13 protein-coding genes are annotated in these 13,283 nt (G+C 71.6%); 6 read left to right on the top strand and 7 right to left on the bottom strand.

Annotation, left to right across the window (positions count from 1 at the left end; all coding sequences use genetic code 11):
* The first annotated feature begins 10 nt into the window (after positions 1–10).
* Genes OG568_RS36305 through OG568_RS36290 form a run of 4 tightly spaced genes read left to right on the top strand, consistent with a single transcriptional unit; the run spans position 11 to position 3,514 of the window.
* A complete protein-coding gene (locus OG568_RS36305) occupies positions 11–775 on the top strand; it encodes an enoyl-CoA hydratase family protein (protein ID WP_329534599.1) in 765 nt (254 codons plus the stop codon).
* The gene (locus OG568_RS36300) at positions 772–1,635 is read left to right on the top strand and encodes a CoA transferase subunit A (RefSeq protein ID WP_329534598.1); all 864 of its coding nucleotides are present in this window, start codon (positions 772–774) and stop codon (positions 1,633–1,635) included. Before OG568_RS36305 ends, OG568_RS36300 begins: the two co-directional genes overlap by 4 nt.
* Positions 1,632–2,402: a CoA-transferase subunit beta gene (locus OG568_RS36295; protein WP_329534597.1), complete on the top strand. Its 771-nt coding sequence runs from the start codon at positions 1,632–1,634 to the stop codon at positions 2,400–2,402. Before OG568_RS36300 ends, OG568_RS36295 begins: the two co-directional genes overlap by 4 nt.
* Positions 2,402–3,514, top strand: coding sequence for an NAD(P)H-dependent flavin oxidoreductase (locus tag OG568_RS36290; RefSeq protein WP_329534596.1), 1,113 nt, complete (start codon positions 2,402–2,404; stop codon positions 3,512–3,514). The genes OG568_RS36295 and OG568_RS36290 overlap by 1 nt, the downstream gene beginning before the upstream one ends.
* A gap of 22 nt (positions 3,515–3,536) precedes the next feature.
* Here OG568_RS36290 and OG568_RS36285 read toward each other — a convergent pair whose 3' ends face one another.
* The 3 genes from OG568_RS36285 to OG568_RS36275 are packed head-to-tail and all read right to left on the bottom strand — an operon-like array spanning position 3,537 to position 6,173.
* Positions 3,537–4,694, bottom strand: a complete 1,158-nt coding sequence (locus tag OG568_RS36285; protein WP_329534595.1) for an acetyl-CoA C-acetyltransferase — start codon at positions 4,692–4,694, stop codon at positions 3,537–3,539.
* A gap of 39 nt (positions 4,695–4,733) precedes the next feature.
* Entirely contained in the window at positions 4,734–5,345 is a 612-nt protein-coding gene (locus tag OG568_RS36280; protein ID WP_266415034.1) for a TetR/AcrR family transcriptional regulator, read from the bottom strand.
* A gap of 39 nt (positions 5,346–5,384) precedes the next feature.
* Complete coding sequence (locus OG568_RS36275; protein ID WP_266415032.1) at positions 5,385–6,173, bottom strand: SDR family oxidoreductase; 789 nt, start codon at positions 6,171–6,173, stop codon at positions 5,385–5,387.
* Between the two features lie 46 nt (positions 6,174–6,219).
* Here OG568_RS36275 and OG568_RS36270 point away from each other — a divergent pair, with 46 nt between their 5' ends.
* Together OG568_RS36270 and OG568_RS36265 are read left to right on the top strand one after the other, a co-directional pair.
* Positions 6,220–7,365, top strand: coding sequence for an acyl-CoA dehydrogenase family protein (locus tag OG568_RS36270; protein ID WP_329534594.1), 1,146 nt, complete (start codon positions 6,220–6,222; stop codon positions 7,363–7,365).
* The gene (locus OG568_RS36265) at positions 7,365–8,333 is read left to right on the top strand and encodes an acyl-CoA dehydrogenase family protein (RefSeq protein WP_329534593.1); all 969 of its coding nucleotides are present in this window, start codon (positions 7,365–7,367) and stop codon (positions 8,331–8,333) included. Before OG568_RS36270 ends, OG568_RS36265 begins: the two co-directional genes overlap by 1 nt.
* On the opposite strand, the gene qcrB is transcribed toward OG568_RS36265, so the two are convergent.
* The 4 genes from qcrB to OG568_RS36245 all read right to left on the bottom strand — a co-directional run bounded on the left by qcrB (position 8,308) and on the right by OG568_RS36245 (position 13,229).
* Complete coding sequence (gene qcrB, locus OG568_RS36260) at positions 8,308–9,969, bottom strand: cytochrome bc1 complex cytochrome b subunit (RefSeq protein ID WP_329534592.1); 1,662 nt, start codon at positions 9,967–9,969, stop codon at positions 8,308–8,310. The genes OG568_RS36265 and qcrB overlap by 26 nt on opposite strands.
* A gap of 287 nt (positions 9,970–10,256) precedes the next feature.
* Positions 10,257–10,817 carry a HutD/Ves family protein gene (locus OG568_RS36255; RefSeq protein ID WP_329534591.1) on the bottom strand — a complete coding sequence of 187 codons (561 nt, stop codon included), beginning with the start codon at positions 10,815–10,817 and terminating at the stop codon, positions 10,257–10,259.
* Positions 10,814–11,533 (bottom strand): vWA domain-containing protein, encoded by a 720-nt coding sequence (locus tag OG568_RS36250; RefSeq protein WP_329534590.1) that lies wholly within the window; start codon positions 11,531–11,533, stop codon positions 10,814–10,816. Before OG568_RS36250 ends, OG568_RS36255 begins: the two co-directional genes overlap by 4 nt.
* 61 nt (positions 11,534–11,594) lie before the next feature.
* Positions 11,595–13,229 carry a transposase gene (locus tag OG568_RS36245; protein WP_329534589.1) on the bottom strand — a complete coding sequence of 545 codons (1,635 nt, stop codon included), beginning with the start codon at positions 13,227–13,229 and terminating at the stop codon, positions 11,595–11,597.
* Between the last annotated feature and the right edge of the window lie 54 nt (positions 13,230–13,283).

Here is a 13,283-nt window from a genome sequence, read left to right as displayed (position 1 = left end):
TGATGCGTCCATGGGTGTCTCCACCTCGTCCCCGGAAAAGGGGATTTCCGTCGTCACGGTCGACTTCCCGCCGGTGAACGCGCTGCCGGTGCGCGGCTGGTTCGACCTGGCCGACGCCCTCCGTGCGGCGGGCCGCGACCCCGGCGTCCGGTGCGTCGTGCTGACGGCCGCGGGGCGCGGTTTCAACGCGGGCGTGGACATCAAGGAGATGCAGCGCGAGACCAGGGAGAGCGGAGGCCATCGCGCGCTGATAGGGGCCAACCGCGGCTGTTTCGAGGCCTTCGCCGCGGTCTACGAGTGCGAGGTCCCCGTCGTCGCGGCGGTGCACGGCTTCTGCCTGGGCGGCGGAATCGGGCTGGTGGGGAACGCGGACGCGATCGTGGCGAGCGAGGACGCCACCTTCGGCCTGCCCGAGCTGGACCGCGGCGCCCTCGGCGCGGCCACGCATCTGGCCCGGCTCGTCCCGGGCCACCTGATGCGCGCGCTGTACTACACCTCACGCACCGCGACCGCAGCCGAGCTGCACGCGCACGGCTCGGTGTGGCGGGTCGTGCCGCGCGAGGAACTCCCGGGCGCCGCGCTGGAGTTGGCGCGTGAGATCGCCGCCAAGGACGGCGAGCTGATCCGGCTCGCGAAGGCCGCGCTCAACGGCATCGACCCCGTCGACGTGCGCCGCAGCTACCGCTTCGAGCAGGGCTTCACCTTCGAGGCGAACCTCAGCGGGGTCGCCGACCGCGTCCGCGACACCTTCGGAAAGGAGGGGGTCGGCACGTGAGCGACAAGACCATGACCACCGACGAGGTGGTCTCCCGTCTGCACAGCGGAATGACCCTGGGCATCGGCGGCTGGGGCTCGCGCCGCAAGCCGATGGCCCTGGTGAGAGCACTGCTGCGCACCGGGATCACCGATCTCACCGTGGTCTCGTACGGCGGCCCGGACGTCGGCCTGCTCGCCGCCGCGGGCCGGATCCGCCGGCTCGTCACCGCCTTCACCACCCTCGACTCGATCCCGCTCGAGCCGCACTACCGGGCGGCGCGCGAGCGCGGGGCGTTCGAGCTGATGGAGGTCGACGAGGCGATGTTCATGTGGGGCCTGCACGCCGCCGCGAACCGTCTGCCCTTCCTCCCCGTCCGGGCCGGGCTCGGCTCGGACGTGATGCGGGTCAACCCCACTCTGCGCACGGTCACTTCGCCGTACGCCGATGCCTCCTCGGGGATCCGGGAGGAGCTCGTCGCCATGCCCGCCCTGCGCCTGGACGCGGCCCTGGTCCACATGAACCGCGCCGACCGCCTGGGCAACGGCCAGTATCTGGGCCCGGACCCGTACTTCGACGACCTGTTCTGCGAGGCGGCCGACGCCGCGTACGTCTCGTGCGAGCGCGTGGTCGACACGGCGGAGCTCACCAAGGAGGCCGCCCCGCAGACACTGCTGCTCAAGCGGTCGAGCGTGACGGGCGTCGTCGAGACTCCGAACGGCGCGCACTTCACGTCCTGCGCCCCCGACCACGGACGCGACGAGCCCTTCCAGAAGCTGTACGCCACCACGCCGTACGCCGAGTTCGCCGCGCGCTTCCTCGCCGGCGACGAACAGGCCTACCAGTCCGCCGTACGGGCCTGGCAGGAGGAGCAGCGATGAGCCCAGCGTCCGTACCCGCCCCAGGCGCCCCCGCACCCCCGGTCACCCGGGCCGAGTACTGCGTGATCGCCTGCGCCGAGGCCTGGCGGGACAACGGCGAGGTGCTCGCCAGCCCCATGGGCCCCATCCCCTCCATCGGCGCCCGTCTCGCCAAGCGCACCTTCTCCCCCGACCTGCTGCTGACCGACGGCGAGGCGATGCTCGTCGGCCTCGACGGCACCCCGGAGGGCTGGCTGCCGTACCGGCAGCACCTGACCATGGTCACCGGTGGGCGCCGGCACGTGATGATGGGCGCGAGCCAGCTCGACCGCTTCGGAAACCAGAACATCTCCTGCATCGGCGACTGGTCCAGGCCCACGCGCCAGCTCCTCGGGGTGCGCGGCGCACCGGTCAACACCCTGAACAACCCGACCAGTTACTGGGTCCCCAGGCACTCGCCGCGCGTCTTCGTCGAGCGGGTCGACATGGTGTGCGGGGTGGGGTACGACCGTGCCGCCGCCGCGGGCCCGAGCGCCACCCGCTTCCACCGCGTCCCGCGTGTGGTGAGCGACCTCGGCGTCTTCGACTTCGCCACCCCCGACCACTCGATGCGTCTCGCCTCGCTGCACCCGGGCGTCACCGTGGAACAGGTGCGGGAGGCCACGGGATTCCGGCTGTCGGTCCCCGACGAGGTGCCCCTCACCCGCGAACCGACGCCGCGGGAGCTGAGACTGATCCGCGAGGTCATCGATCCGGGCGGCGCCCGGGACCGGGAGGTGAGGAGCTGATGGAGACCGCGCTCACCCGCCTCGTCGGGGTCCGTCACCCCATCGTGCAGACCGGTATGGGGTGGGTGGCCGGACCCCGCCTGGTGTCCGCCACGGCGAACGCGGGCGCGCTGGGCGTCCTGGCCTCCGCGACGATGACCCTCGACCACCTGAGGGACGCCATACGCGAGGTCAAGTCCCGTACGGACGCGCCGTTCGGGGTGAATCTGCGCGCCGACGCCGGGGACGCGGGCGAGCGGGTGCGGATCATCGTCGACGAGGGGGTACGCGTCGCGTCCTTCGCCCTCGCGCCCTCCCGTGAGCTGATCGCCGAGCTGAAGGAGGCGGGCGTGGTCGTCGTCCCGTCCATCGGGGCGCGCCGGCACGCCGAGAAGGTGGCCGCCTGGGGCGCGGACGCGGTGATCGTGCAGGGCGGCGAGGGCGGCGGCCACACCGGCGAGGTCGCGACGACGGTGCTGCTGCCGCAGGTGGTGGACGCGGTGGACATCCCGGTGGTGGCGGCGGGCGGCTTCCACGACGGGCGGGGGCTGGTCGCGGCGCTGGCGTACGGGGCGGCGGGCATCGCGATGGGCACCCGTTTCCTGCTCACCTCGGACTCGACCGTCCCGGCCGCGGTGAAGGCGAAGTACCTGGCGGCGACGGTCAGGGACGTCACGGTCACCACGGCCGTGGACGGCCTCCCCCATCGCATGCTGCGTACGGACTTCGTCGACTCCTTGGAGAGGTCCGGCCGTACGAGGGCCCTCGCGCAGGCCGTCCGCCGGGCCGCGGGCTTCCGGCGGATCTCCGGACTGTCCTGGTCACGGATGGTCCGCGACGGCCTCGCCATGAAGCACGGCAAGGACCTGACCTGGAGCCAGGTGCTGCTCGCCGCGAACACACCGATGCTCCTCAAGTCGTCGATGGTGGACGGGCGTACGGACCTGGGGGTGATGGCGTCGGGGCAGGTCGCCGGGGTGATCGACGACCTGCCCTCGTGCGCCGAGCTGGTGGAGCGGGTGATGGCACAGGCGGACGAGACCCTCTGCTCGCTAGGGCCTGTCCGGCGGATCGTGCCGGAGACGCGGGGCTTGCCTGTGCTTAAGAGAGACGGTCGCTTCCCTCCGACTTGATCCGCCGGACAGGCCCTGGGCCTCAGAGCCGTTCGATGATCGTCACATTGGCCTGGCCGCCGCCCTCGCACATGGTCTGGAGGCCGAACCGGCCGCCGGTTCGCTCCAGTTCGTGAAGGAGCGTCGTCATCAGCTTCACGCCCGTCGCCCCCAATGGATGGCCCAGCGCGATGGCGCCGCCGTTGACGTTGACCTTCTCCGGGTCGGCGCCGGTCTCCTTGAGCCAGGCGAGGACGACCGGGGCGAAGGCCTCGTTGATCTCGACGAGGTCGATGGCGTCGAGGGACATGCCGGTCTTCTTCAGGGCGTACGCGGTGGCCGGGATGGGCGCGGACAGCATGCGGATGGGGTCCTCGCCGCGTACGGAGAGGTGGTGGACGCGGGCGCGCGGGGTCAGCCCGTGCTCCCGTACCGCCCGCTCGGAGGCGAGCAGCAGCGCGGCGGCGCCGTCGGAGACCTGGGAGGAGCAGGCGGCGGTGATGGTGCCGCCCTCGACGACCGGCTTCAGGCCCGCCATCTTCTCCAGTGACGTGTCCCGGCGCGGGCCCTCGTCGACGGTGACCTCGCCGTAGGCCACGGTCTCGCGGGCGAAGCGGCCCTCGTCGACGGCGCGGATCGCCCGCCGGTGCGAGCGGAGGGCGAACTCCTCCTGGTCGCGGCGGCTGATGCCCCACTTGGCGGCGATCATCTCGGCGCCGAGGAACTGGTTGACGGGCCGGTCGCCGTAGCGGGCGCGCCAGCCCTCGCTGCCGGCGAAGGGGCCTTCGGTGAGGCCGAGGGGTTCGGCCGCCTGGCGGGAGGCGAAGGCGATGGGGATCTGGCTCATGTTCTGCACGCCGCCCGCGACCACCAGGTCCTGGGTGCCGGACAGGACGGCCTGGGCGGCGAAGTGCACGGCCTGCTGGGAGGAGCCGCACTGCCGGTCGACGGTGACGCCCGGCACCTCCTCGGGGAGTCCGGCCGCCAGCCAGCAGGTGCGGGCGATGTCCCCGGCCTGCGGCCCCACGGTGTCCAGACAGCCGAAGACGACGTCCTCCACGGCGGCCGGGTCCACTCCGGACCGCTCGACGAGCGCCTTGAGGACATGCGCGCCGAGGTCGGCCGGGTGGACACCGCTCAGGCCTCCCCCGCGCCGCCCGACGGGCGTACGGACCGCTTCGACGATGTAGGCCTCGGCCATGACAACTCCCTCACAGACATGGGCTGTCGCAGAGATGGGCTATTCGCGTACGGAGATGCCGTCCAGCACCATCGACAGGTACTGCCGGGCGATCTCCTCGGGGCTGTGCTGTCCGCCGGGCCGGTACCAGGACGCGGCGACCCACACGGTGTCGCGCACGAAGCGGTAGGTGAGCCGGATGTCGAGGTCGGCCCGGAAGACCTCGGCGGCGACGCCGCGCTCCAGCGTGCTCAGCCACGCCTTCTCGAAGTTGCGCTGTGACTCGGCGAGGAAGGCGAAGCGCTGCTGGGCGGCGAGGTGCCGGGACTCCTTCTGGTAGATGGCGACGGCGGCGCGGTGCCGGTCGATCTCCCGGAAGGACTCGGTGACCAGGGCCTCCAGCGTGCGGCGCGGGTCGAGTTCGGCGTCCAGGACGGCGTCGTAGCCGTGCCAGAGCTCGTCGAGGAAGGTCCGCAGGATCTCCTCCAGCATCGATTCCTTGGAGTCGAAGTGGTAGTAGAGGCTGCCCGCGAGCATCCCGGCCTCGTCCGCGATCTTGCGTACGGTGGTGGCGTTGTAGCCCTGCTCGGCGAAGACCTCCGCGGCGGTGTCGAGGAGTTCGCGGCGCCGCTCGGGGGTGGCGGTCACCTGGGGCTTCTTCTTGGTAGGCACGGTTCCATTGTGGTCCCAGGGGTGCCGGCCGACGGCGCCCTACGCATGTTGGCTGCTGACGGAGACGACTTCGCCGGTCATGTACGAGGAGTAGCCGGACGCCAGGAACACGATCACGTTGGCCACCTCCCAGGGCTGCGCGTACCGGCCGAAGGCCTCGCGGCCCGTCAGTTCCTCCAGCAGCTCGGGGGTGGTCACCTTCACCAGGTGCGGGTGCATGGCGAGACTCGGTGACACCGCGTTGACGCGCACCCCGTACTCGGCGGCCTCGACGGCCGCGCACCGGGTGAGCGCCATGACCCCCGCCTTGGCGGCGGCGTAGTGCGCCTGACCGGTCTGGGCGCGCCAGCCGATGACGGAGGCGTTGTTGACGATCACGCCTGCGCCGGTTTCCTTCATGGCCCGCAACGCCGCCCTGGTGCACCGGAACGTGCCGTTCAGTGTCACGTCCAGCACCCTCGACCACTGTTCGTCGGTCATGTCGACGAGGGCACAAGTGCCGCCGAGGCCCGCGTTGTTGACGACCACGTCCAGGCCGCCGTACAGCCCGGTCGCCGTGTCGAAGAGGGCCTGGACCTGGTCCTCGTCGGTGACGTCGCAGGGCAGGGAGGCGATCCGCGCGGAGCCGAACTCCTCGGCCAGGGCCGCCGCGCTCTCCTTGAGCCGCCGCGCGTGCGCGTCGCTGATCAGGACGCGCGCGCCCTCCTCCAGGAACCTGCGCGCCGTCGCCCCGCCGATGCCCGCGCCCGCGGCGGCGGTGATGACGGCGGTGCGCCCGGTCAGCAGTCCGTGCCCGGTGACGTACGCCGGACTCTCGACGTCGCTCATACCACCACGCTAACCTACCAAACACTTGTTAGGGAAGGTGCTGCCGATGGATCTGACCCTCTCCCCAGCCGACGAGGCCTTCCGCGCCGAGGCCCGCACCTGGCTCGCCGCCCATGTGCCGCAAACGCCCCTCCCGTCCCTGGAGACCGAGGAGGGCTTCGCGGCGCACCGCGTGTGGGAGGCCGAACTGGCGGCGGACCGCTGGTCGGTGGTGTCCTGGCCGGAGGTGTACGGGGGCCGGGGCGCGGACATCGTGCGCTGGCTGGTGTTCGAGGAGGAGTACTACGCGGCGGGCGCGCCGGGCCGGGTCGGCCAGAACGGCATCAACCTCCTGGCGCCCACCCTCTTCGACCACGGCTCGGAGGAACAGCGCGCCCGGGTCCTTCCCTCCATGGCTACCGGGGAAGTCGTCTGGGCGCAGGCGTGGTCCGAGCCGGAGGCGGGGTCCGACCTGGCCTCGCTCACCTCGCGTGCGGTGCGTACGGACGGGGGCTGGCTGCTGAGCGGGCAGAAGACCTGGTCGTCACGGGCCGCCTTCGCCGACCGCGCGTTCGGCCTCTTCCGCAGTGAACCGGACACGCCGAGGCCTCATCAGGGCCTGACCTATCTGATGTTCGACCTGCGCGCGCCCGGGGTCACCGTGCGTCCCATCGGCCGCCTCGACGGCAGACCGGCCTTCGCCGAGGTCTTCCTCGACGAGGTCTTCGTCCCGGACGAGGACGTGATCGGCGAGCCGGGCGGGGGCTGGCGGGTCGCCATGTCGACGGCGGGCAACGAGCGGGGGCTGACGCTGCGTTCACCGGGCCGCTTCCTCGCCAGCGCGGACCGGCTGGCGGCCCTGTGGCGCGACCGCGCCGACCCCTCGGACACGGCGCTGCGCGACCGGGTGGCCGACGCGGTGATCGGCGCCCGCGCCTACCAGCTCTTCACGTACGCCAACGCCTCCCGCTTCCTCGACGGCGGGACCGTAGGCCCGGAATCCAGCCTGAACAAGGTCTTCTGGTCCGAGTACGACATCGCGCTGCACGAGACGGCCCTCGACCTCCTCGGCCCGGACGGCGAGTCGGCGGACACGGACTGGTCCGAGGGGTACGTCTTCTCGCTCGCCGGTCCGATCTACGCCGGTACCAACGAGATCCAGCGCGACATCATCGCCGAGCGCCTGCTCGGCCTCCCGAAGGGCCGCCGCTGATGCGCTTCCTCCTCGACGCCGAGCAGCGCGCGTTCGCCGACTCGCTGGACGCGATGCTGACGGCCGCGGACACCCCGTCGGTCGTACGGGACTGGAGCCGCGGCGACCACGACAGCGGCCGCGCGCTGTGGTCCCGTATCGCCAAGGTGGGTGTGTTCGCGCTCGCCGTGCCGGAGGCGTACGAGGGGATGGGTCCGCGTCCGGTGGAACTGGCCGTGGCTTTCGTCGAGTTGGGCAGGCACGCGGTGCCCGGCCCGCTGGTGGAGACGGTCGCGGCGGCCGCGCTGCTGGCCGAGCTTGCGGAGCCTCTCCCCGCCGCGCGGCTGCTCCCGTCGCTGGCCTCGGGCGAGGCGTCGGCGACGCTGGCCCTCGACGGGGCGTACGCGCTGGACGGCGACGCGGCGACCACCCGCCTCGCCCTGGCGGCCGACGGACTGCGTCTGGCGCCCGGCCACGGCCCGGTACGCACCTGTCTGGACCCCGCCCGCCGCCTCACGCCCCTCGCACCAGACGGTGAACTGCTCTCCACCGCGCCTCCCGTCGCCCATGCCCTCGCCTGGGCCCGGCTCGCCACCGCCGCCCAGGCCCTCGGCGTCGGCCTCGCACTCCTCGACCGGACCGTCGCCTACGTCAGGCAGCGCACCCAGTTCGGTGTCCCCGTCGGCTCGTTCCAGGCGGTCAAGCATCGCCTCGCGGACGCGAAGATCGCCCTGGAGTTCGCGCGGCCGCTACTGTTCGGCGCGGCCCTGACGATGGCGCCCGCCGACGTGGCCGCAGCCAAGGTCACGGCCTGCGAGGCCGCGTACGCCACCGCGCGCACGGCGCTCCAGCTGCACGGCGCGATCGGCTACACCGCGGAGTACGACCTGTCCCTGTGGCTGGCCAAGGCCCGTGCCCTGCGCACCGCGTGGGGCACCCCGGCCGAGTGCCGGGCCGAGGTCCTCAGTGGTGGTGCTCGCCGCTGGTGAGTTCCCGGTACTCCTCCGGTGTCGGCTTCGGGATCTGGGTGTCGGGCCCGTACATGGCGCGGGCGAGCCGGGCGCGCAGCCTGCGGCCGGGGCCGACCCGTCGGACGACGCCGTTCGCGTCCACGAGCGGTCCCACCTCGTACGGCGGGGGCTGCTCGTGCTGGGTGAGTGTGAACCGCTGCGCCGGTGAGAGCGGTTCGTGCACCTCGACGTACTCGCCGTGCGGAAGCATCCGGATGATCCCGGACTCCCTTCCGTGCAGCACCTTGTCGCGGTCCCGTCGCTGAAGCCCCATGCAGATCCGGCGCGTGACGACGAAGGCGAGGGCCGGGGCGACGAAGAAGGAGACCCGTACGAACCAGGTGATGGCGTTGATGGAGAGGTGGAAGTGGGTGGCCCACAGGTCGTTGCCGCCGCCGACCAGGAGCACTCCGTACAGCGTCAGCCAGGCGACACCGAGCCCGGTGCGGGTGGGCACGTTGCGCGGCCGGTCCAGGATGTGGTGTTCCCGTCTGTCCCCGGTGACCCACGCCTCGATGAACGGGTAGACGGCGATGGCGGTCATGATGAGCGGGAAGAGGGAGAAGGGGATGAACACACCCAGTTGCAGGGTGTGGCCCCAGGCGTTGATCTCCCACCCGGGCATCACCCGGATCAGCCCCTCGGAGAAGCCGAGGTACCAGTCGGGCTGTGCGCCGGTCGTCACCAGGTCAGGCCGGTAGGGGCCGAAGGCCCAGACGGGGTTGATCGTCGCGATCGCCCCCATCAGCGACAGCACCCCGAAGACGAGGAAGAAGAACCCGCCCGCCTTGGCCATGTAGACCGGCATGAACGGCATCCCGACGACGGACTTCTGGTCGCGTCCGGGCCCCGGGTACTGCGTGTGCTTGTGGTAGAAGACCAGGATCAGATGGGCGACCACCAGGCCCAGCATGATGCCCGGCAGCAGGAGGACGTGGATCGGGAAGAACCGCGGAATGATGTCGTGGCCCGGGAACTCGCCTCCGAAGAGGAAGAAGGAGAGGTACGTTCCCACGATCGGGACCGACAGGATCGCGCCCTGGGCGAAGCGGACGCCGGTGCCGGAGAGCAGGTCGTCGGGGAGCGAGTAGCCGGTCAGGCCGGTGATCAGGCCGAGCATCAGCAGGGTCCAGCCGAACAGCCAGTTGACCTCGCGGGGCTTGCGGAACGCGCCGGTGAAGAAGACGCGCATCATGTGCACGAGCATCCCGGCGAGGAAGACGATCGCCGCCCAGTGGTGGATCTGCCGGACCAGGAGTCCGCCGCGCACCTCGAAGGTGATGTGGAGGGTGGATTCGTAGGCGCGGGTCATGAGGACGCCGTTGAGCGGTTCGTACGGGCCGTGGTAGACGACCTCGGAGGCGCTCGGCTCGAAGAAGAGCGTGAGGTAGACGCCGGTCAGGATCAGGATCAGGAAGCTGTAGAGGCAGACCTCGCCGAGCATGAAGGACCAGTGGTCCGGGAAGACCTTGCGCATGTTGGCCTTGGCCATCGCGTAGAGGCCCAGCCGTCCGTCGGCCCAGTCCGCGAGGCGCTCACCCTTGGGTGCCTCATCTCGCCGCCCCGCACGTGAAGTCTCTTGCCCTAGACCGGAGTTGATCTCTCCCGCGCCCATACGCAACCCCCTCGGCCCACCAGGGTGGCACGACACCTCCGCGAAGCCAACGGCGCGTCACCCACCACCCGGATCTCTCGCCCCCGCCGCCCCTACCCGTCCCATCCCCAACCTGGGGGCTGGTCGCGCAGTTCCCCGCGCCCCTGGAGCGGGGGCTTCGCCCCGCATCTTCAGCCTGTCCGGCGTTTGAGGACGAGGCCGTTCAGGCCGATCGGGGGTTCGGGGGCGGAGCCCCCGAGTCGGGATGGGACGGGTAGGGGCGGCGGGGGCGAGAAACCTCGCGGGGCTCAGGCTCTCGGCGGGAGGGTGAGCACGGCGGTGTGGCCCGTCGCGTGGAGGGTCGCCTCCTCGTCCGTCAGCAGCACGGCGTCATGACGCCCGAGCGTCACCCCGGCCACCTCGGCCGTGCCGTCGAGGGCGACGATCAGGACGGGCGGGCCCGCGGGGAGGGCGAGGGACCGCCCGGGAGCCGCGACCGTGACGGTGGGGGCCGCGACGGCGCCCCTGTGCCACATGACGTTGAGGTTCACCACCGGCCCCCCGAGAAGCCGGCAGCCGGTCGGCAGGTCGCCGGGGAAGCGTTGTGGGACGAACCGCGTGTCGACCCGACGGTGTTCGCCGCCGACGGTCAGTTCCATCCCCTCGCCCTCGACCATGGTGAGGATCCGGTCGACGTCGGCGAACGCCGAGAACGGCCCGTCGGCGCCGACGTCGGCCAGGCTCACCCGCCAATCGAACTCGCCCATGCCCGCGCCCTCGGGCCGGGCGACGATCTCGCGCGTCACCCCGCCGCCGTTCTTCCACGGCACGGCGACCCGCCCGGCGGCCGGCAGCGCACGTACGGTCACCGGACGATCCCCCGCTCGCGCGCGGCCGTCAGCCACTGGGGGAAGTCGCCCACGATCCGGTCGTACAGCTCGGCGTCGGAGACCTTCCGAGGGTCCGAACCGGCGTGGAAGAAACCGGCGTTGTCGACGACCCGCGTCCGCGGCACCGGCAGCTCGTCGAGTCTGCGCAGGAACTCGAACTGCTTGCTGTCCGGGTCACCGAACCCTATGAACTGCCAGAACAGCGGAAGTTTCGCCGCCTTGCACAAGTACCGTTCGGCGGCGAGCTTGTTGATCGGGCCGCCGTCGGTCTGGAAGACGACCAGCGCGGGATCCTCGCAGCCGCTGTCGAGGTAGTGATCGATGACCGCGTCCATGGCCAGGTGGTAGCTGGTCTTCCCCATGTGACCGAGGCCGGCCACGATCTTCTCCACCCGGCCCTGGTGGTTGTCGAGCGCGATGTCCGTCACCGCGTCGATGTCCGTGGAGAAGAAGACGACCGGGACGGTGCCGTCGTCGTCGAGGTGCGCCGACAGGCCGAGCACCCGGTCCGCCAGTGCCTGCACGCTGCCGTCCTTGTAGTACGGCTTCATCGAACCGGAGTAGTCGACGACCAGGTACACCGCGGCCCGCTGCCCGCTCAGCCCGTGCTTGGTGAGGGAGACACCGGCGCTCTTGTACAGACTGACCAGCGCGGGCGCGGTCTCCTCCACCTTGGTGAGGCTGATTCCGGCCATGCGGAGCTCCCATCGCGCGAGAGGTACGGAAACGCCGAGATTACGCCACCCGTAACCGTTCCTAGAGACTGAGCGGGAGTGAGTCCTGTTGCCAGGACTGTTGCTCAGCCGCGTGTCCCGAACGGTGTTGGGCACGCTGGTCGCCCGCTTTCGTGCCACTGCCGGGCGGCGCGCATCTGGTGCGTGGTCCGGGTAGGTGGGGGCGGGTTTCCTCACGCCGTCGGGTTTCCGGTCGGGCCTGGACACTCCGATGCCCCGCACGATCACTCTGGTCGTGCGGGGGCGGTGGTGTCCGTCGCCGGATCGGATGCCCGAGGGCGCGTCGTCCGATCGCCACGGCTGCCGCGTCGTGGCGGGTGGTGGTACGGGTGGGGGTGGTGAGGGGCTGCTGCCAGTGCTGGGCACCCCACCGGGAGGTGTAGGCCGGGTCCACCGCGACGATCGCGAGGTCCTGCTCGGCGGCCATGGACACCAGCCGGGCCTTCAGCCGGGCGGTGGGGAAGCGGGAGATGAGACGGCGGAAACGCTTGTTGCGGCCGTGCTTCTCCCTGGATGTGCCGTCGGTGAAGTCCAGGTCTTCGATGGCGATCGCGGCGGCCCCGCTGTGGCGGGTGTGGTGCAGCAGCCGGGTCAGGGCGTGCCGGATCTGGGCGTCCCGGTGTGCGGTGGTGCCTGACAGGTCGTAGACGAAGCGCCGGGGTTCGCCGACCGGGTTGCCGTGCACGTCGAGGTGCCAGGCGGCGAGGTGGTCGTCGTTCATGTCCACCGCGACCACGCCCTTGGCGAGGTCCGCCTGAAGGGGCAGGACCGGGACGGCGGCGCGCTGCCAGGACGCCGTCACATACCAGCGGCCCCGCAGCGGGTCGTGGTGGATGCGGTAGGCCACCGCCCGGTTCGCGGTGACCCGGTCCAGCCACTCCTGGCCCCGGTGCTTGAACGCCACGGTCGCGTCAAGGACGTAGCGGCCGTGCGGGGCGTTGGCCAGATGGGCCAGGGCGGCCGGGAGGCGGAGGGAGATCCATCCGCTGGTGGTGACGCGGATGGTCTCGTTACCGCAGCGTTTGCCGGACTCACCGTCGGCGGACAGGAACATCCGCGCTGCCCGCCACCGCTCCCGCCACCCCGGCTCCTCCAGCCCGGCCTCGCCGAGGTGGTGGCGCAGATGCGCGAGCCGTTTCCCGCCGCGCACCACGCGCACCCGGCCCGCCGCCCAGTCCGCCTCCACCGTCGCCAGCCGGCCTTTCAACGCGTGCAGGCGGCGGGACTTGGCATGCCACTCGGACCGCGACCCGTATCCGCGTACCAGCCCCTCCCGCCTGCTCGCCTTCGCGCCCAGCGGGCGGGCCAGCCGCGCCTGGATCTGTCCGATCTGCCCGCGCAGCCACGTCATCTCCGCCGCCTGGCCGCGCCGGGCCAGCGCCCACTGATCGTGCGTGGCCTTGGTGATACTCCCCGCCCACCGCGCGGACGAGCCACCGGTCAGCTCCCGCTTACGCGCCGCCCACCCGGCCGCGTCATGCGCCAGCCCCTGCTGGGAACGGACCGCGAGATCCCCCGCGGCCAGCGACCCCAGAAACACACCCACCTCACGCAGCACCGCCGCATCCGCCTCCGAGACCCGCAGCCGGTCCCGCACCGCCACCCCCGAAGGACCCGGCACCACGAACGACGGCCTCAGCTCCCGCAGCCCGCCCACCCCGTCACCCCCCGCGACGCCGAAATCCCGACGCCGTATCCAACGAGCACCACC

It is taken from the genome of Streptomyces sp. NBC_01450, assembly GCF_036227505.1.
GTDB lineage: Bacteria > Actinomycetota > Actinomycetes > Streptomycetales > Streptomycetaceae > Streptomyces.
This window is presented reverse-complemented; position numbering and strand designations above follow the sequence as displayed.